21 protein-coding genes and 1 tRNA gene are annotated in these 19,133 nt (G+C 52.1%); 17 read left to right on the top strand and 5 right to left on the bottom strand.

Going from position 1 to position 19,133, the window contains the following annotated elements:
• The first annotated feature begins 119 nt into the window (after window positions 1–119).
• A tRNA-Ser gene (locus ACR0DG_RS00795) sits at window positions 120–209 on the top strand.
• A 200-nt stretch (window positions 210–409) separates the two neighbouring features.
• Here the strand turns inward: ACR0DG_RS00795 and ACR0DG_RS00790 are convergent.
• A complete protein-coding gene (locus ACR0DG_RS00790) occupies window positions 410–826 on the bottom strand; it encodes a hypothetical protein (protein WP_480693529.1) in 417 nt (138 codons plus the stop codon).
• 167 nt (window positions 827–993) lie between these two features.
• On the opposite strand from ACR0DG_RS00790, the gene ACR0DG_RS00785 reads away from it, so the two are divergent.
• The 9 genes from ACR0DG_RS00785 (at window position 994) to ACR0DG_RS00745 (ending at window position 11,244) form a co-directional block, all read left to right on the top strand.
• Window positions 994–2,631 carry a winged helix-turn-helix domain-containing tetratricopeptide repeat protein gene (locus tag ACR0DG_RS00785; protein WP_480693527.1) on the top strand — a complete coding sequence of 546 codons (1,638 nt, stop codon included), beginning with the start codon at window positions 994–996 and terminating at the stop codon, window positions 2,629–2,631.
• A 263-nt stretch (window positions 2,632–2,894) separates the two neighbouring features.
• The gene (locus ACR0DG_RS00780) at window positions 2,895–3,353 is read left to right on the top strand and encodes a hypothetical protein (protein WP_480693526.1); all 459 of its coding nucleotides are present in this window, start codon (window positions 2,895–2,897) and stop codon (window positions 3,351–3,353) included.
• Between the two features lie 200 nt (window positions 3,354–3,553).
• Entirely contained in the window at window positions 3,554–4,582 is a 1,029-nt protein-coding gene (locus tag ACR0DG_RS00775; RefSeq protein ID WP_480693525.1) for a zinc-binding dehydrogenase, read from the top strand.
• Between the two features lie 73 nt (window positions 4,583–4,655).
• The gene (locus ACR0DG_RS00770; RefSeq protein WP_480693524.1) at window positions 4,656–5,531 is read left to right on the top strand and encodes a branched-chain amino acid ABC transporter permease; all 876 of its coding nucleotides are present in this window, start codon (window positions 4,656–4,658) and stop codon (window positions 5,529–5,531) included.
• 4 nt (window positions 5,532–5,535) lie between these two features.
• Window positions 5,536–6,633, top strand: coding sequence for a branched-chain amino acid ABC transporter permease (locus ACR0DG_RS00765; RefSeq protein ID WP_480693523.1), 1,098 nt, complete (start codon window positions 5,536–5,538; stop codon window positions 6,631–6,633).
• On the top strand, window positions 6,630–7,394 hold the full coding sequence (locus tag ACR0DG_RS00760) for an ABC transporter ATP-binding protein (protein WP_480693522.1): 765 nt from the start codon (window positions 6,630–6,632) through the stop codon (window positions 7,392–7,394). The genes ACR0DG_RS00765 and ACR0DG_RS00760 overlap by 4 nt, the downstream gene beginning before the upstream one ends.
• Window positions 7,391–8,164: an ABC transporter ATP-binding protein gene (locus ACR0DG_RS00755; RefSeq protein WP_480693520.1), complete on the top strand. Its 774-nt coding sequence runs from the start codon at window positions 7,391–7,393 to the stop codon at window positions 8,162–8,164. Before ACR0DG_RS00760 ends, ACR0DG_RS00755 begins: the two co-directional genes overlap by 4 nt.
• A 4-nt stretch (window positions 8,165–8,168) precedes the next feature.
• Complete coding sequence (locus ACR0DG_RS00750; RefSeq protein ID WP_480693519.1) at window positions 8,169–10,055, top strand: AMP-dependent synthetase/ligase; 1,887 nt, start codon at window positions 8,169–8,171, stop codon at window positions 10,053–10,055.
• 28 nt (window positions 10,056–10,083) lie between these two features.
• Window positions 10,084–11,244, top strand: a complete 1,161-nt coding sequence (locus tag ACR0DG_RS00745) for an ABC transporter substrate-binding protein (RefSeq protein WP_480693518.1) — start codon at window positions 10,084–10,086, stop codon at window positions 11,242–11,244.
• Between the two features lie 49 nt (window positions 11,245–11,293).
• Here ACR0DG_RS00745 and ACR0DG_RS00740 read toward each other — a convergent pair whose 3' ends face one another.
• Window positions 11,294–12,130 (bottom strand): heparin lyase I family protein, encoded by an 837-nt coding sequence (locus tag ACR0DG_RS00740; protein ID WP_480693517.1) that lies wholly within the window; start codon window positions 12,128–12,130, stop codon window positions 11,294–11,296.
• Between the two features lie 733 nt (window positions 12,131–12,863).
• On the opposite strand from ACR0DG_RS00740, the gene ACR0DG_RS00735 reads away from it, so the two are divergent.
• From ACR0DG_RS00735 to ACR0DG_RS00705, 7 genes are all read left to right on the top strand, one after another.
• Window positions 12,864–13,166, top strand: coding sequence for a hypothetical protein (locus tag ACR0DG_RS00735; protein WP_480693516.1), 303 nt, complete (start codon window positions 12,864–12,866; stop codon window positions 13,164–13,166).
• Window positions 13,150–13,737: a hypothetical protein gene (locus tag ACR0DG_RS00730; protein WP_480693515.1), complete on the top strand. Its 588-nt coding sequence runs from the start codon at window positions 13,150–13,152 to the stop codon at window positions 13,735–13,737. The genes ACR0DG_RS00735 and ACR0DG_RS00730 overlap by 17 nt, the downstream gene beginning before the upstream one ends.
• A gap of 158 nt (window positions 13,738–13,895) precedes the next feature.
• The gene (locus ACR0DG_RS00725) at window positions 13,896–14,180 is read left to right on the top strand and encodes a hypothetical protein (RefSeq protein ID WP_480693514.1); all 285 of its coding nucleotides are present in this window, start codon (window positions 13,896–13,898) and stop codon (window positions 14,178–14,180) included.
• A 162-nt stretch (window positions 14,181–14,342) separates the two neighbouring features.
• A complete protein-coding gene (locus ACR0DG_RS00720; protein WP_480693512.1) occupies window positions 14,343–14,918 on the top strand; it encodes a tyrosine-type recombinase/integrase in 576 nt (191 codons plus the stop codon).
• A gap of 40 nt (window positions 14,919–14,958) precedes the next feature.
• A complete protein-coding gene (locus tag ACR0DG_RS00715) occupies window positions 14,959–15,405 on the top strand; it encodes a hypothetical protein (RefSeq protein WP_480693510.1) in 447 nt (148 codons plus the stop codon).
• A gap of 4 nt (window positions 15,406–15,409) precedes the next feature.
• Entirely contained in the window at window positions 15,410–15,895 is a 486-nt protein-coding gene (locus ACR0DG_RS00710) for a hypothetical protein (protein ID WP_480693509.1), read from the top strand.
• Window positions 15,896–15,919: 24 nt separating this feature from the next.
• Complete coding sequence (locus ACR0DG_RS00705; RefSeq protein WP_480693507.1) at window positions 15,920–16,390, top strand: hypothetical protein; 471 nt, start codon at window positions 15,920–15,922, stop codon at window positions 16,388–16,390.
• Between the two features lie 84 nt (window positions 16,391–16,474).
• Here the strand turns inward: ACR0DG_RS00705 and ACR0DG_RS00700 are convergent, their stop codons facing one another.
• The 3 genes from ACR0DG_RS00700 to rplM all read right to left on the bottom strand — a co-directional run bounded on the left by ACR0DG_RS00700 (window position 16,475) and on the right by rplM (window position 19,078).
• Entirely contained in the window at window positions 16,475–17,965 is a 1,491-nt protein-coding gene (locus ACR0DG_RS00700) for a tyrosine-type recombinase/integrase (protein ID WP_480693506.1), read from the bottom strand.
• A 162-nt stretch (window positions 17,966–18,127) separates the two neighbouring features.
• Window positions 18,128–18,613: a 30S ribosomal protein S9 gene (gene rpsI / locus ACR0DG_RS00695; RefSeq protein WP_170388395.1), complete on the bottom strand. Its 486-nt coding sequence runs from the start codon at window positions 18,611–18,613 to the stop codon at window positions 18,128–18,130.
• 6 nt (window positions 18,614–18,619) lie between these two features.
• Entirely contained in the window at window positions 18,620–19,078 is a 459-nt protein-coding gene (gene rplM, locus ACR0DG_RS00690) for a 50S ribosomal protein L13 (RefSeq protein WP_170354147.1), read from the bottom strand.
• Window positions 19,079–19,133 lie beyond the last annotated feature (55 nt).

Raw genomic sequence — 19,133 nt, 5'->3', positions numbered from 1 at the left:
CAGAGCCTAGGTGTTTTATGGCGTCTGGCAATGGAAAATCCCGTCATAGTGAATTTGGGGAATTTTATGCTTGCACCCCTGCGCGTTCCTCACTAAATCCCCCCCTCACAGACCCCCGCGGAGAGGTGCCGGAGTGGTCGAACGGGGCGGTCTCGAAAACCGTTGTGGGTGCAAGCCCACCCAGGGTTCGAATCCCTGTCTCTCCGCCACTATCCCTTTTCAAATGTGCGTTGTGGCCATTTTCGTTAAATTTCGGGTGTTTTGAAGCGAACAGGTTTAGGCGCCCGCCCTATGCGTATGTAACGAGCGGGACGAATAAGGCTGCAGCCGCGCTGAGAAAACGTAAAACTGCCATCAAGCCTGAATGGGTCGATGACAGTTTGGTTTCGTGCTGAAACACTTTGAGGGATCAAAGTCCGGTAGACGGCTCAAAGCTGTGCAGTTCGAAGGTTCTTTTTCCCTCAGCGCTGAATTTATGTACGGCATCGCCCACGCGCAGAACTGTCATGCAACGGTAACGGCCATTGTCCGCCGCCATTGATACGCAAACGCGGTCGGTATCGGTAATGGCAAAGCTTCCGGCACCGCTCCAACCGCCATTCGTCAACTCTCCGGTAATGACGTTATTGGGGTCATAAAAGAAGCGAAATGTCTTTTCTCCGGCAGTTGCGGTGACCGTGTTGCCAATCAAGAGTTCGGCAATCTGATCAGCATTCAGACGTTCGCCGCCCTCGCCTAGTGCCTTTTCTAAATCTGTTTCTGCAAATGCCCCGCTGCTTGCGAAAATAAGGGCTGTTGCCGCGCAAAATGTTGAAAACCGTTTCATGTCCTGTCTCCTGTGTCGCTGGGGGCGTTAAAGGGAGGATGCGCCCCATCAGAAGGCTATTTCCACTTGATTGGACAGGCTTGATCGAAAGCTGATTTTTTCTGACATCCATATGACAATTCGCAAACTTCGTTGAGCGAGAGGCATTTCGGTGTGTAAATTGCAGTATGTATCGTTTTTTGGATTTCCAGCTTGATCCCACACAAGGGTTGAGCCGCCTTGGTGAACCGGTCGCTTTAGAGCCACAAGCCCTTCAGCTGCTGGAGCTATTGGTCAAAAACCGCGAGCGGATTGTCAGCAAGCAGGACATTATCGACGAGATTTGGGATGGGGCTGCTATCACGGATGCCGCCCTGAACACACGTATTCGGTCCGTGCGCAAAGCGTTGGGCGACTCTGCCGCAAGCGCTGAGTATATAAAAACCTACCCAAAACGCGGATTTCAGTTCGTAGCCCCTGTTGCCGTGGGCGAAGAACTGCAGGAACCCGCCCCGAAAATACAAAGCCGTGGCGTTCTTATCGCCGGGGCTTTGCTGGTTCTGGCTATAGTCCTGATGTCGTTCTCCATATTCGCGGATCGACAGAGGTTGCCCGACACAGGGAAGCCAGCCTTGGCCGTCGTACGGTTTGACAACATTGGTGAGGGAAAAACCGGTCAGTATTTTGTCGATGGCCTTACGGATGATCTGATTGCGCATCTTTCGCGAAACCGGGACCTGTTCGTCGTCTCAAGTGCGACCATGTTGTCTTACGCCGAAGACCAATCCAACCCGATTGAGATCGCCCGCGATCTTGGCGTCGGCTACGTTGTACGTGGAAGCGTTCGACGCGCGGATGACCAGCTTCGCGTCAGCGGTGAACTTGTCGATGTAGACAGCGCCGAGACCATCTGGGCTGAGGTGTTCGATCGGCAATTGACCGATGTCTTTGACGTTCAGGACGAAATCAGTCAGGCAATCGCAGGGCAGTTATTGCCCGAGATCATCCAGTCAGATCAGGCAAGATCACAGAAAAAGCCCACCGAGGATATGGATGCCTGGGATCTTTATCTCCGCGGTCGGGCGCAACAGTCCGTATTCTCGCAAGACGCGCAGCGGGAAGCAGTGGAGTTCGCGCAAGAGGCCATCGCGGCTGATCCGGGCTTTGCGGCGGCATACAGCCTTTTGGCCCGCGCTTTGGGGACCATTTTCTTCTTTCAGTGGTCAGAATCTCCTCAGGACACGCTGATTGCCGCGACCGAAGCGGCAAAACGCGCAATTGAGTTAGACGATCAGGATGCGCAGGCCCACGCCGCACTGGGCTATATCTACCGTTTTACCGGCGAGGCTGATCCGGCCATTGCGAATCTTGAACGTGCTGTCGCTCTGAACCCCAACGATGCCCGCATTCGGTTAGAGATGGCGCATACATACGATTGGTTTCGCATGCAGGAAAAGGCCCTGCCCGAGATTGAGATGGCGATCAGGTTAAGCCCGCGCGATCCCATGTTGCAGAACATGTTTTTCTATAAGGGTCATATCCTGTTCCACCTCGGGCGTTACGAAGAAGCGTTGGAAGCCTCACGCCAACTCGGTGCGGTTGCGACCAGCAAAACATGGCGTCTGTTTCACCACCTTCTCAGTGCCGCGAACCTGGCAGAACTCGGCAAGACCGAAGAGGCGCAAAAAGCCGTCAACGACGCGTTGGAGATTAACCCAAAGCTCTCTATTTCTGCGATGCGACGGCAATTTGCGGGTTCCAAGAACCACCCTGAGAACAGAAGAATTTGGTTGGCCAGTTTGCAAAGTGCCGGCGTGCCTGAGTAAGCCCCCAACAGCAAAGCCTCCAAACAAATAAGCCGCAGGGACTAAATTCTTTTGGCGGGGTCAAAACGTCGTTGATCCCAGCTCATTTCCCAACCGTTTTATGACGCAGCGTTCGACAATGGCGTGTTCTTGCCAAACGTTTTTCCCGGATAGGCGTAGTGCAGCCCATTTCCCTATTGTGCCGCGAACCCGAGGGATTTCCCCTTTGTTTGTCAATAACCTTGGAACACCTCAAAGCTGTGCATTTTTAGCAGGAGACACGCATGTCGCGCACAATTGTCCTAGGTGTTATCGTCGCCGGTCTCGGAGCCGGTCTCTATTATTACCTGACCAAACCCGAGCCCACGCCAGCCGAACAGATTCAATCGGCGGCGCAGGATACAGGCGACGCAGTAGGTGATGCGGTCGACTCGGTGGTTGAACAGGCCTCTGAGGCGAGTGAGCAAGCTGGTCAAGCAGCCACCGAATTGGCAGATCAAGCCGCTGACGAAGTCGCGTCCTTGGCAAATCAAGGACAGGATCTGTTGAATTCGTGGATCGAGGACGGCTCGCTTGCGGTTCAGAACTTCGATTATGAAACCTTGATGACCTCGGTGCAGGAGAGTGAACTGACCGAAAGTCTTAAAACCCAGGCTTTGGCAATCCTGGAGGAGATCAAGGCCTCACCAGAGACTATTTCCGAAAAGCTTTTGGAACTTCGGGCGCTGTTGTCCCAGCAATGAACACGTGGCGGCCGTCACCAAGGTGGCGGCCGCTACTTCGGTGCGGAATTCCCATGTCCCCACGTCACAACGCATCCACGTTGACCTTCCTTTTAGCATTTGTTTGGCTGAACGTATTCAGAAACCGAGCAGTTTTCGCGTGGTACACAGTGTTTGTGCTTCGCTTGAACGCGATCGGTTCAAGTAAATAAGGACGCAAAATGACCACGCTACCTTCAACAATGCGCGCCATTATTCAAACACATGACGGCTATTCCGGTAATGCGACGGGTCCATCTATCGAAAACGCAGCAGACTGGTTGGCTGAAGAAACGATCCCCGTGCCGACACCTGGCCCCGGTCAAGTCCTGATCAGAATGCGGGCTGCGTCTGTGAACCCGTCTGACCTGCACTTCGTTAAGGGCGAATATGGGCAACCCCGCGTCAAAGGCGCACCTGCCGGTTTTGAGGGGTGCGGAGATGTCGTCGCAACCGGTTCAGGGGCCGAGGCGCTGCAAGGTCAACGCGTGGCTTTTGTGGTTGCTGGTTCCGGTGCATGGGCCGAGTATGTTGTGACGCAAGCCCTGATGTGCATACCTCTTCGTCCCGACATTTCGGACGAGGATGGGGCTGCTCAGATTGTCAATCCAATGACAGCGATGGCAATGGTCGATATCGCCAAAGGCGCAGGCGATGCGTTTATCGTTTCTGCGGCGACCAGTCAGTTGGGTAAGCTGATGTGCAGCCTTGGGCGTGATATGGGATTGAAACCTATCGCTCTGGTGCGGCGCGCGAGCGCGGTCGAAAACCTGAAAGACCACGGAGCCCACTCCGTACTGGACACGTCAGACCCTGACATGCTGTCCAATTTCCGTGCGCTCAGCACCCAGTTGAAACCACGTGTTTTCCTTGATGCGGTCGCGGACCAGATTTCGGAACAGATATTCTGCGCTATGCCGAACGAGGCGCGCTGGATTTGTTATGGCAAGTTAAGCCCCGAATTGCCGACACTGACGCAAACAGGCCAGTTGATTTTCATGGGCAAAAGGATCGAAGGCTTTTGGCTAACTAAGTGGATGATGTCGACACCACCGAATGACCAGATGCGTGTTGTGGGCGAGGTGCAAGCTCGGTTCTCCGATGGACGATGGAAAACTGATGTTTCGGAACGACTTACTTTGAAAAATATAATCTCAGATTTGGCTGACGCGCTGAAAAAGAGTGACGGAAAGGTGATTATCACGCCATAGTGAGGAACAGGCGGAGGGTGATTTAAGCCCCCGGTTCCAAGCAAGTCGGGAAAACCGGCATTGGGAGGTGAATTTGGATAATGCGCAGCTGCTGATCAGCGGGCTGGCAAATGGCTGTGTCTATGGCTTGATCGCGCTTGGTTTTGTTCTGATCTACAAGGCGACCGAGGCTGTGAACTTTGCGCAGGGCGATTTCATGATGCTCGGCGCCTTTGTGACGATTGGGCTGACGAATACCGAATATATGGGATTGCCATTCTGGCTGGCCTTGCCGGTATCTCTGTCGATTATGGGCGCTTTGGGGTATCTGCTGGACAGGTTGATTATCCGACAGCTGTTCGGGCAAAGTCAGACCGCGGTTGTGATACTGACCATTGCTTTGGGCTTCGTTATCCGTTTTGTCGCTGGCCTGATATGGGGGCACGAGCCGCAAACCTTGCAAAACCCGCTGGCCGGTAAGGACGTGCGATTTGGCGGCCTCGTCTTGGGGATGGAGGACGTCGCGGTCATTATTGTCACCGTCCTGCTTACTTGGGGTTTGTACGTCTTTTTCAGCCGCACCAAACTTGGATTGGCAATGCAGGGTGCATCGCAAAACCAACTTGCGGCATACTACATGGGCATTCCGGTCAAGCGTGTTCAGGGGTTCATTTGGGCGCTGGCCGGGGTGGTTGCCGGAATTGCTGGGATCTTGTTTGCGGCGAAAGGATCAGTCGATCCAACAACTGGCCTACTGGGTATCAAAGCGTTCGCCGCCGCTGTGATTGGCGGCTTTGGCAGCCTGCCCGGAGCGCTGGCCGGAGGGTTAATAGTCGGCGTCATCGAACCCTTTGCCAGCCGGTATATTGCGGCCGGCTACAGTCAGGTTGCCCCCTACGCACTGCTGCTTGCCGTTTTGATCTTTCGCCCGAACGGGCTGTTCAGCCAGGTTCGGGTCAAGAAAGTTTAACCACATGCGGATTATCTTCAAAACCAGTTACATGCAGGATATCCGCCCTTGGAAAGACGGGTACCAGCTAACGCTTTACCTTGTTTTATTGGCAATTGTTGCAGCCGCACCGTGGTGGTTGGATGACTTTTATCTGGGTGAGCTAACAAACGTTCTGATATGGGCAATCGCTGGATTGGGGTTAATGATCCTGACGGGCCACACGGGTCAGGTCAGTCTTGGGCATGCCGCTTTTCTGGCTTTCGGCTGTTACGCAAATGTCATTCTGATCGAGGCTGGCGTACCCTTTTTGATCGCCTTTCCACTGGCTGGCATCTTGACCGGTATTGCTGGCGTCACGGTGGCCGTCCCTGCCCTTCGGTTGCACGGTATTTATCTAGCGATCTTTACAATGGCCCTGTCGATCCTGATGGACGATGTGATTGTGTTGGCTGAACCGATTACCGGAGGCGTGGCTGGCAAATTCATGGGTGGTGTCGAGATCTTTGGCACTCTGGTTGATCGCTGGGGAACGCCTCGACAGTTCTTTTGGCTTGTATTGGCTGTCGCTGTCTTGGTGACGCTTGGCTATATCAATCTACTACGCGCACCGCTGGGGCGTAGTTTTATCGCCGTTCGCGATTCTGAGGTGTCGGCGCAGGCGATGGGTGTGGATATTGCACGAACCAAGATGATCTCATTTGCGCTGTCTTGCGCCGTTACTGGCTGGGCGGGTGCGCTGATGGGAATGTACGCCGGTGCATTCAACAACGAAACCTTCAGCGTCGTCATTTCAATTCAGCTGCTTATGATGATCGTAATCGGAGGATTGGGCTCGATCCACGGCGCATTTCTGGGGGCCATTGTCATCGGGTTTCTGCCTCAGTTCTTATCCATTTCGAAAGAGTATGTGGGCGCTGTATTTGGTGGCAATACTGTTGCTATTCCGGGGTTGGAGTTTGGTATGTTCGGAATGATCCTGATCGCCTTCATCCTGTTTGAACCGATGGGAATGTACGGTCGCTGGCTCAAAATCCGCATCTGGTTCGAGCTCTTCCCGTTCTACCGCAAAGACATGTTCAAGCGTCAAAAGTCCTACCTCAAGACGGACCGCCTGCGATGAGCTTGCTGGATTTTGAAAACGTCACCCTCAGGTTCGGCGGGTTAACGGCGGTGAATGACCTGTCATTCTCGGTTCAGGCCGGTGAGGTTTTTGCCATTGTCGGGCCCAACGGCGCCGGGAAATCCACGGTCTTTAATCTTATCTCCCGGTTTTACGACCCGGCTGCAGGCTCTATCCGCTTTGACGGGCACAACCTGTTGCAGGTTAAACCTTCGGCGGTTGCCGCGTTTGGCGTGGCGCGTACATTCCAAAACATCGAATTGTTCGAGCATGCAACCGTCTTGCAAAACCTGCTGGTTGGACGGCATCGCCACCGGAAAACCAACCTGTTCTCCGAAGTACTATTCCTGCCATCGGTAAGACGGCAAGAGATCGAAAGTCGCGAAAAAGTCGAGGAAATTATCGACTTTCTCGACCTGCAGCCCTACCGCGACAAGATGATCTCGGGCTTGCCTTACGGCGTCCGAAAGGTGGTCGAAGTCGCGCGCGCGCTGGCGACCGAGCCAAAGCTTTTGTTGTTGGACGAACCAGCTTCGGGCCTTTCTGTTGAAGAGACGACGGACATGCGCTGGTGGATTGACGATATTCGGCGGCAAATGGGCATCACCGTGCTGATGGTCGAACACGACATGGGCCTTGTCTCAGGCGTGTCAGATCGCGTTCTGGCCATGGCCGACGGTGCGATGCTGGCGCTTGGAACACCCGCTGAGGTTCAGTCTCATCCAGCCGTGGTCGAGGCCTATCTTGGGAAAGCATCATGAGCGAGCCCATTTTGACCATTCGAAACATCGAAAGCTTTTATGGTCCGATCATGGCCATTCGCGGCGTGTCACTTGACGTTCGTCCCGGGCAGATAGTGTCAATCCTTGGTGCCAATGGTGCAGGCAAGACGACCCTGATGAAGACCGTGTCAGGCGTTATGGACCCCGAAAAAGGGAAAATCGTCTTTGAAGGTGTGGAAATTCAGGGTTCGGAACCTCACCGAGTTGTTCAGAAAGGGATCGTCCACGTCCCCGAAGGGCGCGAAATGTTCCCGCTGCTGACCGTGGATGAAAATCTAAGCCTTGGGGCCTATACCTCGAACGATAAGGGTCAGATTGACCATGATCGGGATCTTGTGTTCTCGTACTTTCCAATCCTGAAAGAGCGGCGGAACCAAGAAGCAGGGACGCTTTCGGGCGGTCAGCAGCAGATGCTGGCAATTGGCCGGGGACTGATGGCAAACCCAAAGATCATGCTGTTGGATGAACCATCGCTGGGATTGTCCCCCCTTCTTGTTCAAGAGATCTTTGGTATTCTCAAACGTCTGAATGACGAGCAGAATATGACCATGATGCTGGTCGAACAAAACGCCAATGCCGCGTTACAACTGGCGCACCATGGCTATGTGATGGAGGTCGGACGCATTGTAATGGATGGTGCCGCCGATGTTCTGATGCAGTCTGAGGACATCCAGAATTTTTACCTAGGTGTTCAGGAGGAAGGATCCCGAGAAAACCGCCGCTGGAAACGTAAGAAGACGTGGAGGTGAGTTTTTGAACATCAGCACCCTGCACCCTCAGAAAAAAATCAATGGCGTTCAGTTTAACGCAACGCCGGGACAGCGGCCGGTACTGGTTGATGAATGTGCTACGATCGGCCAGCTTTTTCAAAAGCGCTGCGCAGAGCTTGGGCGTCGAACCGCGCATCGTGAAAAGGACTTCGGCATATGGAAGTCCTATTCGTGGGCCGACTATTGGCAACACGCCCAGTGGATCGGTCTGGCCCTTCGTAAGCTGGGGTTGCAACGGGGCGAAGTCGTCTCAATCCTGTCCGAGGACCGCAAGGAATGGGCGTGGTTTGACATGGGCATTCAGTGCGTCGGCGGCATCGCGTCGGGCGTGTACACCACGGATTCCGCAAGCCAGCTTCGATATCTCATCAATGACAGCGACAGCCGTTTTCTTGTGGTCGAAAACGAAGAGCAACTGGACAAGTTCTTCGAGATCGAAGGCGAAGTACCGGGGCTGTTGGGCGTTATAATTCTTGAAGACGAAGGGTTGCACGATCTGAAACACGACCGCTGTATGATGATCGAAGCGCTCTATGATATCGGACGGCAGGCCCAAGCCGAGGAACCCAACAGGTTCGAGGCCGAGATCGCACTGACATCGCCGCAGGATACAGCCCTTTTGGTCTATACCTCTGGTACAACCGGAATGCCCAAGGGAGCGATGCTGAGCAATGAGAATATTCTGGCGGGGATCGAAGCCGGCGCACATTCCCTCCCGACGTTTGAAACAGACGAGCAACTTTGTTTTCTGCCCCTCTGTCATATTCTGGAACGCGACGTTTCCGTCTATTTCCCGCTAGCCGGAAAATGCACGGTGAATTTCGCCGAAAGCCCGGAAACAGTGTTTTCCAATCTGCAGGAAGTTTCACCAACAACATTCACTGCGGTGCCGAGGGTCTGGGAAAAGATCTATTCCCAGGTACAGATCATGCTGCAGGACGCCACTTCGACCGGTCGAGCTGCCTTTGAAATGGCGTTGAAAGCCGGTTTTGCGCGGGCAGAATACATCAACGAAGGCAAACCCGTGCCTGCAGCCGCTGCGGCGCAGTTCTGGCTGTGGGATCGGTTGGTTTTGCGCAACCTGCGGCGGATGCTGGGAATGGATAAATTGCGTCGCGGAGGAACTGGCGCAGCCCCGATTTCGACCGAGTTGCTGAAATGGTATTGGGCCATTGGGGTGCCTTTAATCGAAGGTTTCGGGATGACCGAGACGTCCGGCCTTGCGACGCTGAACACCATCGAAAACAACCGTATAGGCTCAATCGGGCGCGCAGTTGCCGGAACCGAGGTGCGGATTTCTGATGAGGGCGAAATCCAGATCAAGGGTCTGAACGTGTTTCAGGGGTATTGGCGCAATAACGCGAAAACCGCCGAGACCTTTACGGCAGATGGATGGCTTCGCACCGGCGATATGGGCCAAATCGACGACGAAGGTTTCGTCACGATCACCGGGCGCTTGAAGGATGTGATCATCACAGCGGGCGGAAAAAACATAACCCCGGCCGAGATCGAAAGCCGCCTTAAGTTTAGTCAGTATATCTCGGACGCTATACTAATCGGTGATAAACGCAAGTTCCTTACGGCGTTGATTATGATAGATCAGGAAAATGTCGAAAAATTCGCGCAGGACAGAAAGATACCGTTTTCGAATTTTGCGTCCTTGTGTGCTGCGCACGAAATCCGAACTCTGATCGAAGCAGAGGTTGGGACGGTCAACAAAGACTTCGCACGTGTTGAGCAGATCAAAGACTTTCGCCTGATCGACGTTCTTTTGACAGCGGACGACGACGAACTGACCGCCACAATGAAACTGAAGCGCAGCTTTGTCGAAAACAAGCACGGACATCTTATTGAAGACATGTACAAATAGTTAGGGGCTTACCCAAAGGGAGGAAAAAATGAGGACTTTGATCAAACGCTTGGCCGCAGCGACAGCCTTGACCGCGACGGCGACACTGGCCAGTGCCCAGACGCAGGGCGTGTCTGATGATGAAATCGTTATCGGTTCAGTCAATGATCTAAGCGGTATTTTTGCTGCTGTCGGAGTCCCCGCGACTAAGGGTGCAAACGTCGTGTTTGACCGCGTTAACGCCGAAGGCGGCGTACATGGGCGCACCATTCGCTTTGTTGTGGAAGATAACGGCTATCAAATGCCGCGCGCCATGCAGGGCTATAACAAGCTACTGAACCGCGACAAAGTTTTTGCGATGATGCAATCCTTGGGTACGCCGATGAACCTGGCCGGGTTCAAGTTACTGGACCCGAAGGGCATTCCGAACGTCGCTCCACTGACCGCTGCACGTCAGATGCTGCAAGAGCCGATGAACAACAAGTTCACATCGTTCTCGACCTACTACGATCAAAGCCGGGTTGGAGTGAAATATCTGGCTGACCAATTCGGTTCGCAAAAAGTCTGCACAATGTATCTGCCCACTGACTTCGGGGAAGAAATTCTGGAAGGCAGCAAGGCCGGTGCGGAAGAGGCTGGGATCGAATTTACGGCTGAAACTACCCACAAACCCGATGAGACCGACTTTGTGGGCTCACTCAGTAAGCTCAAAGAAGAAGGGTGCGATATCGTCACGATGGCGCTGGGAGTACGCCAGGCCATAACCGTTGTCGGAACGGCCAAGAAAATGGGTTTGGAAGACATGAAGTTTCTGGGCACTTCGGCCAGTTTCCTGACCGTAGTCGCGCAAGTACCCGGTGGTGTTACCGACGGCTTTTACGCGGCAGCCTCGTGGCAAGACCTTTGGGCGCGCGCGGATGAACCTGCTCCTGCTGCGTTCATCGAAGAATACAAAGCGGCAACGGGCGAAGACCCGGTGGGCTTCGCGATGTTGGGATATTCGGCGGCTGAGATGATGGTCAAAGCGCTAGAGGCCGCAGGCCCGGACCTGACACATGAAAACTTTATCGCTGCGATGGAGTCGTTGGACTATCAAGATGAACTGGTCGGCAACCACATTACTTACGGGCCGGATGACCATCAGGGCGCAGACTCAGTATATGTAAGCGTCGTGGAAAATGGCGGTTGGAAGATCGTCTACGAAGAGTGAATTGCAAATAGGAGGGGCGATTGCGTGATCGCTCCTCCTTAAACCGCTTCTATTTCGCCAACTTCTTTTGACTTCCAGCGCGTTTTACATTCGCAAAGTAAACGGTTCCCGACTTAATATTCCTCACTCCCGCCGTGCAACATAAGTAAATGCCAAAATCAAAATGGTTCATTTTTGCTTTTTCGTGCGCGTCATTTACAGGAACGTTCAAAGTTGGGCCATTGTAATTTGCGACCCTTTTACCGTCTAAATACACGATAATTTGCCCATCCGGCTGATCGGTCCATTTGGCAAATATTCGGAAGTTTCGCCATTGACCTTTGAACTGGTTCATTTTCATCAGAGGAATTTCTGCAGTTACTTTGCAGTCATGATTTGATGGGTCACCAACAGGTTTTTCTAGCCGCAAATAGATCGTTCCATTTTCTCCTTTGCGCGTTGAATGGGATATTGACGCGTGGGAACAACGATATCCTTTCCACCCAACGAATGTGTATTGTCCGTATGTCTGCGTGCCAAGAGTTGGAAAAGTCTCCGGGATCAACATGTCCCAGCCATACCAGGCTTCGGTTGGTTGCGGGAAAACCCAGCGGCCATCACTTTTGGATTCCCTAAGCCAAGAGCGGACAGACCCGTACGAGCAATCGCCCTTGACCGTACCGTCCCCATAGCTGGGAGAAGCACATTCTCCCCCGTAGATCGAAAAGGCGTGGATACGCTTTGCTTTGATGCCTTCGATCTTGCGCAAACGCTGATAGGACTTAGGGAGGGTCGAAGCATCTATTTCAAACCGCCCGAAACCCAAACGGTCGGCTGACGCGGTATTCGTGAGGCAAATAGTAACAATTATCGAAAACAGAAACTTGGCCAAAGTGGTTTTAGTCATTTTAATCTGTCCTTAAATTGCATCCTGTGCCGCCCGTTTGGCTAAGCGGTCGTCCCGTGATGAAAGGCTATTTCTTGCCAATCAGAGGGTCAACGATAAGAAAAACATAAATGTCCAAATGAAAAAGGGCCCGCAAATGCGAGCCCTTTCCAATTTGGTTTTCGCAGCGATTAACGCTTAGCTAACCGTCATGTCTATTATTTAATTTAATATCAAGTGTTTATGTGTAGTAAATGTACCTGCTAATAAACTGCTAACTCATCAACTCTGCTCAAGTTTCGTTGCGTAAATCAACGCTCTCATCTCTCGCGTTATAACGCTCAGAAAACTCGTATATGCAGCGCCAAAACTGCCTCTCTGTTCAACCACATCACTCCGCGTTCCCATCATAGCATTAGCTACTGCAGTACTTTCGTCCAAGCATAGCACTTCCACAATCAATCCAGCACCTTCATCCACGCTAACAACTACCCTAGCAACATTCGCAGCGTGCTCTTCCGCGCAGTCGTATAGAGCGCGCCACTCTGCCTCTTCGCCAACTGCCGCCATAGCGCTAAGCAACCACAACACAGTTGCCAGTCGCGTCCTTCCAAAGCATTCTGTCGCCATCACAGTCTTCCCTCATAAATAATTTATTGTTTATTTACAACACTTTAAGTTCTTCGTCTAGTTACCGTGTCCGCTACCACTAATCCTTTGCCCCCAAAGCATAAATAACTTTGGAGGCAGACAAATGAACGACATTGGCATGTTGCAGAGACAGCTTGAGCTAGCGTTTGCGGAATACATGCAGCTTGATGAGGGCGGGCAGCAGGCTGCGATGGACATGACAGTTTTGATGCTACGACAGATGTTGCGTGAGCAAAGCGGAAGGCAGCAGCGGCTGACTGAACTGAAGGACAGCGCCAAAAAGCGTGGCACAAGCTCAAAAGCTGAAAAAGCACGCAACAAACTTGCGCGCAAGTCCAGCGCGGCAAGCCCTCAAGCGCCTATCAAACCAGTGCAAGTAACGAAGAAAAATGAACTACGCAGATAATATAGCATGGCAGCAGCTACAGTTTTGGATTGAACAGCAAGGCTTTACTGTTTTTGGGACACTGAAATTTATTGATGGCAGTGCAACGAACGAAACGCGGGGCGAACAAACTGTACGTAACTGTTTGAGCGCGCTTGATAGAGCATACTACGGCAAAGCGGTTGAAAATGTTGGGATGCGACACAAGCGGCTTGTTTTTAAGCACTTGGGGACCAGCGGCACAAACCTTCACTTCCATTTCCTAGCCAAGCCAAACAGCGACCCAAAGCTGTATGCAGAACTGGCGAGGCTGAAGTGGGCAAAGATGAACAGGTGGACAATGAGTGCTGAAGAAACACAGATTGAGGCTGTGCGCTGCAACAAAGCTGCATCTGCCTACGTGCTGCATGAATATGGAAGGCTAGGCGCTGACAGCATTTGCTTGTCAGCGTCATCGCTCCATCCTCCAAAACACAATCCCCTAAGCTATCGCAACTTGGCACAACTGCGCAGGTTGCTGAGATTGCACAGTTGGGGGGCAGATGAATTTGGCTGCAGTGCGAATGATTGCGCTGCACTGGGACTTACATAGCAGACGGGTACTGCACGCGCTGAAACACGGCAAAGCTTGATGATGCGCAAAGGGCGAAAACGCTTAAAGTTACAAACGATGTTTGTAGCTAATCCCTAATTTTTGCCAAATCTAAACATTTCAAAACAAACGAAGATTTCGAGCAAAGGTAAACAGACATGAAATTGATGAACTACACATACATGAAGCTAGTTGAGATTGACGAGATTGAAACGGCAGAAGAGCTAAGCAGGACTTGGTGCAGGAAGAACAGGAACTGGTTTGCTTGGCAAAAACACGCGGGACAGGACTTTAGCGTTGACGCTGCGATTAACTGCTTGGCGCATACGCGGGCAAGACTCGCTGAGCGTGGCGACAGTAGAGGCAAGCGGGGGCTGGAAGAAGTGGAGCGGCTGTTGAGCGACTACTTACTACACAAGCACAAGATTTCTGAAATTGCGTAAGCGGTTAAAAAATTCGGTTTTGTTATAAACTTCATAATATCAAACATTTTCACTGAACCGCATTTGAAAACAAAGGTTTAATACCTCTGCATTTTTCAATCGCTTTGCAAAATGTGCGAATTTACAATGACTTGTGGCAACAACACACATTTTTGGTGAGACATGAAACAAGCAAAGCTACTGACGCAGGCAGAACAGAAACGCTTATACGCTATCATTGACGCACATCGCTACAGCGCAAGAAATCATGCAATTTTTGCTTTCAGCTTTTTTGCTGGTTTACGCGCTTGCGAAATTGCAGCGTTGAAAGTTGGTGACGTGTATGACGAGCAAGGCAACGTGCGCAACACTGTGTACTTGGCGGCTACGCAAACAAAAGGCGATGAGGCTGGAACGGTGCTTGTGAGCAAGCGGCTGAACAAGGCACTCGCAACATTTGCGTCCACCTATCCACGTCACGTCAGCAATCTTACCGCCCCGCTGTTTTTCAGCGCGAAACGCGGCGGCTTTAGCGCACAAACGATAGTCAACTTGTTTGCCAGGTTTTACGAGCTTGCCAGCGTAAAAGGCGCAAGCAGCCACAGTGGTCGCAGGCAGTTTTTAACGGAGCTTGCGGACAAAGGCGTAAATGTGCGCGTGATACAGGCGCTGGCTCGACACAAGGACATAAGCACAACGCAGAGGTACATTGACTACAACGAAAACAAGCTGCGGAATGCTATTGAGCTTGTCACGTAGCAGCTGGTTGGTTGCGTACAAAGGGTACAGGGATGGCTTTATGGACAAAAGATTTAGGCGACTACTAGCAGCGGTCGCGAAACAGGGCGAAATAAGCGTTGAAGAAGCTGCAAGTGTACTGAGCAAAGAGCCAGTGTCGCACACTGAAATGTACCCGCTTACTATGCTTATAGAAGAAGGTTACTTAGGAATTTCGTTCAACCATACGCCAGTCGCTGGCGCTGAAAACATGCGTGAACACTCGTTGGCAGTCACTTTGCACATGCTGCGACTGCCACAAAATGACAAAGGCGAAGTTGAATACAACGGAATAAAGTCCACTGGCTCAATGAACGCAAACGATGAGCGTGTGTTTATGAAGGCAAAAGGACAGCTTTACTTGGAGGAAATTGCACGAAAGTGGGAAGAACGATTTGTATACGTTTTGCTTGGCGCATTTGGCGCGGTTGGCACACAATGGCTGTTAGGAATGCTGAATTTGGGTTAGACAAGTGACAACTATAAGCACTGCACGAGAGTTTTTCGACGAAGTCGTTGGCTACAACCTGCAACAGTACAAGCAGCAGCCAAACCACTTGCCGTCTGCATTCAATCTCGCCATCTCACTTTTTAGTATGCATGAATGGCTTTGGGACGGGCACGAGGCGCAACTGAAAGCGCACTTCAACACAAGCTTCAAAAACAAAGGTGCCTTTTGCGGGTACGTACAAAAGCACTGCAATGCCTTCATGTACATACGTGATTTAGCCAATGCTTCTAAGCACGTATCCCTCACCAGCGCCTCAACCAAAGCAACCCACATCACACACACTAGCGGACAAGAAAGCGTTATTGGCAAGGGATTTATTGGCGCGGCAAAAATTGGCGGCAGAGGCGTAGTATCTATTGCAGACAGTGACTTACGGGTAGATTTTGAGTTTTGTGCGGACGAAGTGCAAGACTATTGGGAAAGCTTGTTAGCGGCACTTGGGCTGTAACGACTACTTTAATGTGGGGGCTACATGATGAAGGCTATTGGCACAGCGCAAGAATACTTTGATCATGTTGTTGCTTACAACTTGCAGCAGTACAAATCTCAGCCCTCCAGCCTGCCAGCTGCTTACAACTTGGCGGGCTCACTGTTTAGTATGCACGAATGGATGTGGCACACATACGGGAACAAGATGGGCGGTAGCTTGTGCAGCGCTAATGACTTCAACGCCCACGTCCAAAACGCATGCCCAGCGTTCAAATATATGCGCGACCTAGCTAACGCTTCCAAGCATGTGTTGCTGTCGTCACCATCAACTCAAGCAACGCACATAACGGACACCACAGCAATTGAGAGCAAGTGGGGTGAGGCAGTTTGGGGTGTAAGCAAATACGGTCGCGGAGTTGTTGTTATTGATGACGGCGGAACGAAGGTAGACTTTGAGAACACTGCGGACGAAGTGCTGGAATATTGGAAAGATATGCTTGAAAAGCTGAGCTAAGTCGCAAAATTATGCCTACCATTCTATTTTTCATCTTCCTCCTGCTGCTCTATTCTAAAAACGTCTTGCTGCGCTGCTAGAATACTACTCAGCGCCCTTTGCAATTGCCAAAAATGCTTTCTCGCTAATTTCACCAGCTTTGTATTGTCGTAAAACCTCCGCCAGTGTCTCATTAATTTCGTCAGCCATGTCAGCCCTAGCGCTCACACTCTTACTTCTGTTTGTTTTAGTAATCTGCTGCCTGCGCTGTTTTGAAACTACGTGGCTGTAATGGGATTCAATCTGCTTGACCTTGCAGCCCATGTTCAGCGCCAAGTCGTAAACGCTCACATCGCCCTTCTCCAAGCGCAGCGTCGCGTATGTGTGCCGCAAGCTATACAAGCTGCGTCTGTCGCCGTCCCTGTTCAACAGTAAGCCGTCTTTTCTACCATCAAAGTCAATCGCGCGTAGATACTGCTGGAAGCTTTTATTGAGATCGCCAATCTGCTGTGCCTTGCCATGCGCGTCTCGCTTCTGCCCAAACCACACCCAATCGTTTCGCTCTTTGTACGGCGTGATTTCAAACCAATCTTTGAGTGCTTTGTTTGCGCTTGGCTGTGTCTGCACGTAGCGCACTTCGTTCTTCTTCGTCGCCTTGCTCACACGCACTTCCGCAATGCACTCTTCTTCGCCGTCTACTTCTTCGTCCAGCTTCACATCGCTCCACTTCATCTCTCGCGCCTCGCCCACACGTAAACCGCTGTGCAGCAGGAACATGATGAAGTGGGATAGCTGTGCACGCTGCATCTTGTGCCAGGCGTTCAAGCCTGTACTCGCAAACCGCCCAACGCAATCCCTGTAGCTACGCAGGTTGCGAACAAGCACTGCATACTCTTTGCCAGTATCAAAGCCAGCACGCCTGTTTGGTGTTTGCCCGCGCTCTGCAACACGCAGTTTGAACACCTGCTGTGTACGTCCGCGTTCAAATGCGTCGTAGAAGATCTGATTAAGCGCACTTTGCTCCATCTGCAGCGTCTTAATCGCTGGCAACTCCTTCGCGTTCGCAGTGCCGTTTGTCTTGTTGCTGCGTCTTTTTGGATTGTAGTCACGCAGCTTAACGCCCTTGTCAGTTAGCCAGTAAGCTCTACGCCAATCCCAATACCCATGCGCGCATTGCGGCGTGATATCATTGAGCAGCATTGATGTGCTGTCTGCGTGCGAGAAGTACTCTTTGAAATAGCGGTTGAAGTAGCGCTTGTGCCAAAGCGCGCGTTGCTCTTTCCAGGTACCACTACGAAGGTTGCGCTCGTACCAATCGTTCCAGTGCTGCTCAAACGTATACTCGTCCAAGCTATGCCCAAGCCGCGCCGCCTGCTGCAATCGCAAAAACTCAGCCTGCGCATAAACAAACGCTTCTTCGTACTTCGCAAGTTTTGTGCTGCGCGTGATGTAGCCTTTGTGTCCAGCAATCTTAAGCCGCATATACCAGTTTGCAGCGCGATGTGTTTTGGAGTTTGGCACTGCGACAGACAGGTTACGCCTAAATAACAAAAGAGCTCCACCGTAGTGCTCATGTCTGTCTTCGTAAAATGCCAACCGCTGCCTGCCAAAAAGATGCTGTAACTGCTACGGTTATGCTAAAATCGCTAAACTTAAACGTCAATGACTTCAATATTCTGCTAACAAACTGCTACCAAACAAAAACGCCCACTTTTGCAAGTGAGCGTTTGATTTTGTTGAATTTTTTGTCGTTCTGCGTTAGCGCTTCGAGAACTGGAACGAACGACGCGCTTTGCGCTTACCGTATTTCTTACGTTCCACAACGCGGCTGTCGCGGGTCAGGAAGCCAGCGGCTTTCAGTGCACCGCGCAAGCTGGGATCGTACAGCTGCAGCGCTTTCGAGATGCCGTGTTTGACCGCACCGGCTTGACCGGTCAGGCCACCGCCTTTGACGGTTGCAACAACGTCGAACTCACCTTCTACACCGGCAACCTGGAACGGCTGGCGCAGGATCAGCTGCAGAACGGGACGCGCAAAGTACTTGTCCTGATCTTTGCCGTTCACGGTGACCTTGCCGGAACCCGGCTTGATCCAAACGCGGGCAACAGCGTCTTTACGTTTGCCGGTGGCGTAGGAGCGGCCCAGCTCGTCACGAACGGGCTCGCGTGCGATGACTTCTTCAGCCACGGTTTCAACGCCTGCGACGGCGCTCAGCTCTTCGAGAGTATTGATCTGATCAGCCATCGGTCATTAGCTCCGGGTGTTTTTCTTGTTCATGGACTTCACGTCCAGAACTTCGGGCGCTTGCGCCTCGTGGGGATGCTCGGCACCAGCGTAAACGCGCAGGTTGGTCATCTGCTTGCGCGCCAGACGGTTGCCCGGCAGCATGCGCTTGACCGCTTGGGTTACGACGCGCTCGGGGTGGGCACCTTCCAGGATTTGCTGTTTGGTGCGGGATTTGATGCCGCCCGGGTGGCCAGTGTGCCAGTAGAAGTTTTCTTCGCGCTTCTTGCCGGTCATCTGGATTTTGTCAGCGTTGATCACGATGACGTTGTCGCCCATGTCCATGTTCGGGGTGAACGACGCTTTGTGCTTGCCACGCAGGCGCATGGCGACGATCGAGGCAAGACGGCCCAGAACAACGCCCTCGGCGTCGATCAGGATCCATTTCTTGTCGATGTCTGCAGGTGTTGCAGAAAAGGTTTTCATGGCAGGATAGTCCTGTTTGATGTGAAAGACCGCCCCCGTGCGGAGCGGCCCGAAT

Source organism: Ruegeria sp. BG8 (genome assembly GCF_056538325.1).
The sequence above is the reverse complement of the archived record's forward strand: the minus strand, read 5'-3'. Positions and strand labels throughout refer to the sequence as shown.

Bases quoted from the DNA above. Each gene is read 5' to 3' on its own strand.
- ACR0DG_RS00790 (WP_480693529.1), bottom strand. From the start codon at position 826: ATGAAACGGTTTTCAACATTTTGCGCGGCAACAGCCCTTATTTTCGCA.
- ACR0DG_RS00785 (WP_480693527.1), top strand. From the start codon at position 994: ATGTATCGTTTTTTGGATTTCCAGCTTGATCCCACACAAGGGTTGAGC.
- ACR0DG_RS00780 (WP_480693526.1), top strand. From the start codon at position 2,895: ATGTCGCGCACAATTGTCCTAGGTGTTATCGTCGCCGGTCTCGGAGCC.
- ACR0DG_RS00775 (WP_480693525.1), top strand. From the start codon at position 3,554: ATGACCACGCTACCTTCAACAATGCGCGCCATTATTCAAACACATGAC.
- ACR0DG_RS00765 (WP_480693523.1), top strand. From the start codon at position 5,536: ATGCGGATTATCTTCAAAACCAGTTACATGCAGGATATCCGCCCTTGG.
- ACR0DG_RS00760 (WP_480693522.1), top strand. From the start codon at position 6,630: ATGAGCTTGCTGGATTTTGAAAACGTCACCCTCAGGTTCGGCGGGTTA.
- ACR0DG_RS00755 (WP_480693520.1), top strand. From the start codon at position 7,391: ATGAGCGAGCCCATTTTGACCATTCGAAACATCGAAAGCTTTTATGGT.
- ACR0DG_RS00745 (WP_480693518.1), top strand. From the start codon at position 10,084: ATGAGGACTTTGATCAAACGCTTGGCCGCAGCGACAGCCTTGACCGCG.
- ACR0DG_RS00740 (WP_480693517.1), bottom strand. From the start codon at position 12,130: ATGACTAAAACCACTTTGGCCAAGTTTCTGTTTTCGATAATTGTTACT.
- ACR0DG_RS00735 (WP_480693516.1), top strand. From the start codon at position 12,864: ATGAACGACATTGGCATGTTGCAGAGACAGCTTGAGCTAGCGTTTGCG.
- ACR0DG_RS00730 (WP_480693515.1), top strand. From the start codon at position 13,150: ATGAACTACGCAGATAATATAGCATGGCAGCAGCTACAGTTTTGGATT.
- ACR0DG_RS00725 (WP_480693514.1), top strand. From the start codon at position 13,896: ATGAAATTGATGAACTACACATACATGAAGCTAGTTGAGATTGACGAG.
- ACR0DG_RS00720 (WP_480693512.1), top strand. From the start codon at position 14,343: ATGAAACAAGCAAAGCTACTGACGCAGGCAGAACAGAAACGCTTATAC.
- ACR0DG_RS00715 (WP_480693510.1), top strand. From the start codon at position 14,959: ATGGACAAAAGATTTAGGCGACTACTAGCAGCGGTCGCGAAACAGGGC.
- ACR0DG_RS00705 (WP_480693507.1), top strand. From the start codon at position 15,920: ATGATGAAGGCTATTGGCACAGCGCAAGAATACTTTGATCATGTTGTT.
- rpsI (WP_170388395.1), bottom strand. From the start codon at position 18,613: ATGGCTGATCAGATCAATACTCTCGAAGAGCTGAGCGCCGTCGCAGGC.
- rplM (WP_170354147.1), bottom strand. From the start codon at position 19,078: ATGAAAACCTTTTCTGCAACACCTGCAGACATCGACAAGAAATGGATC.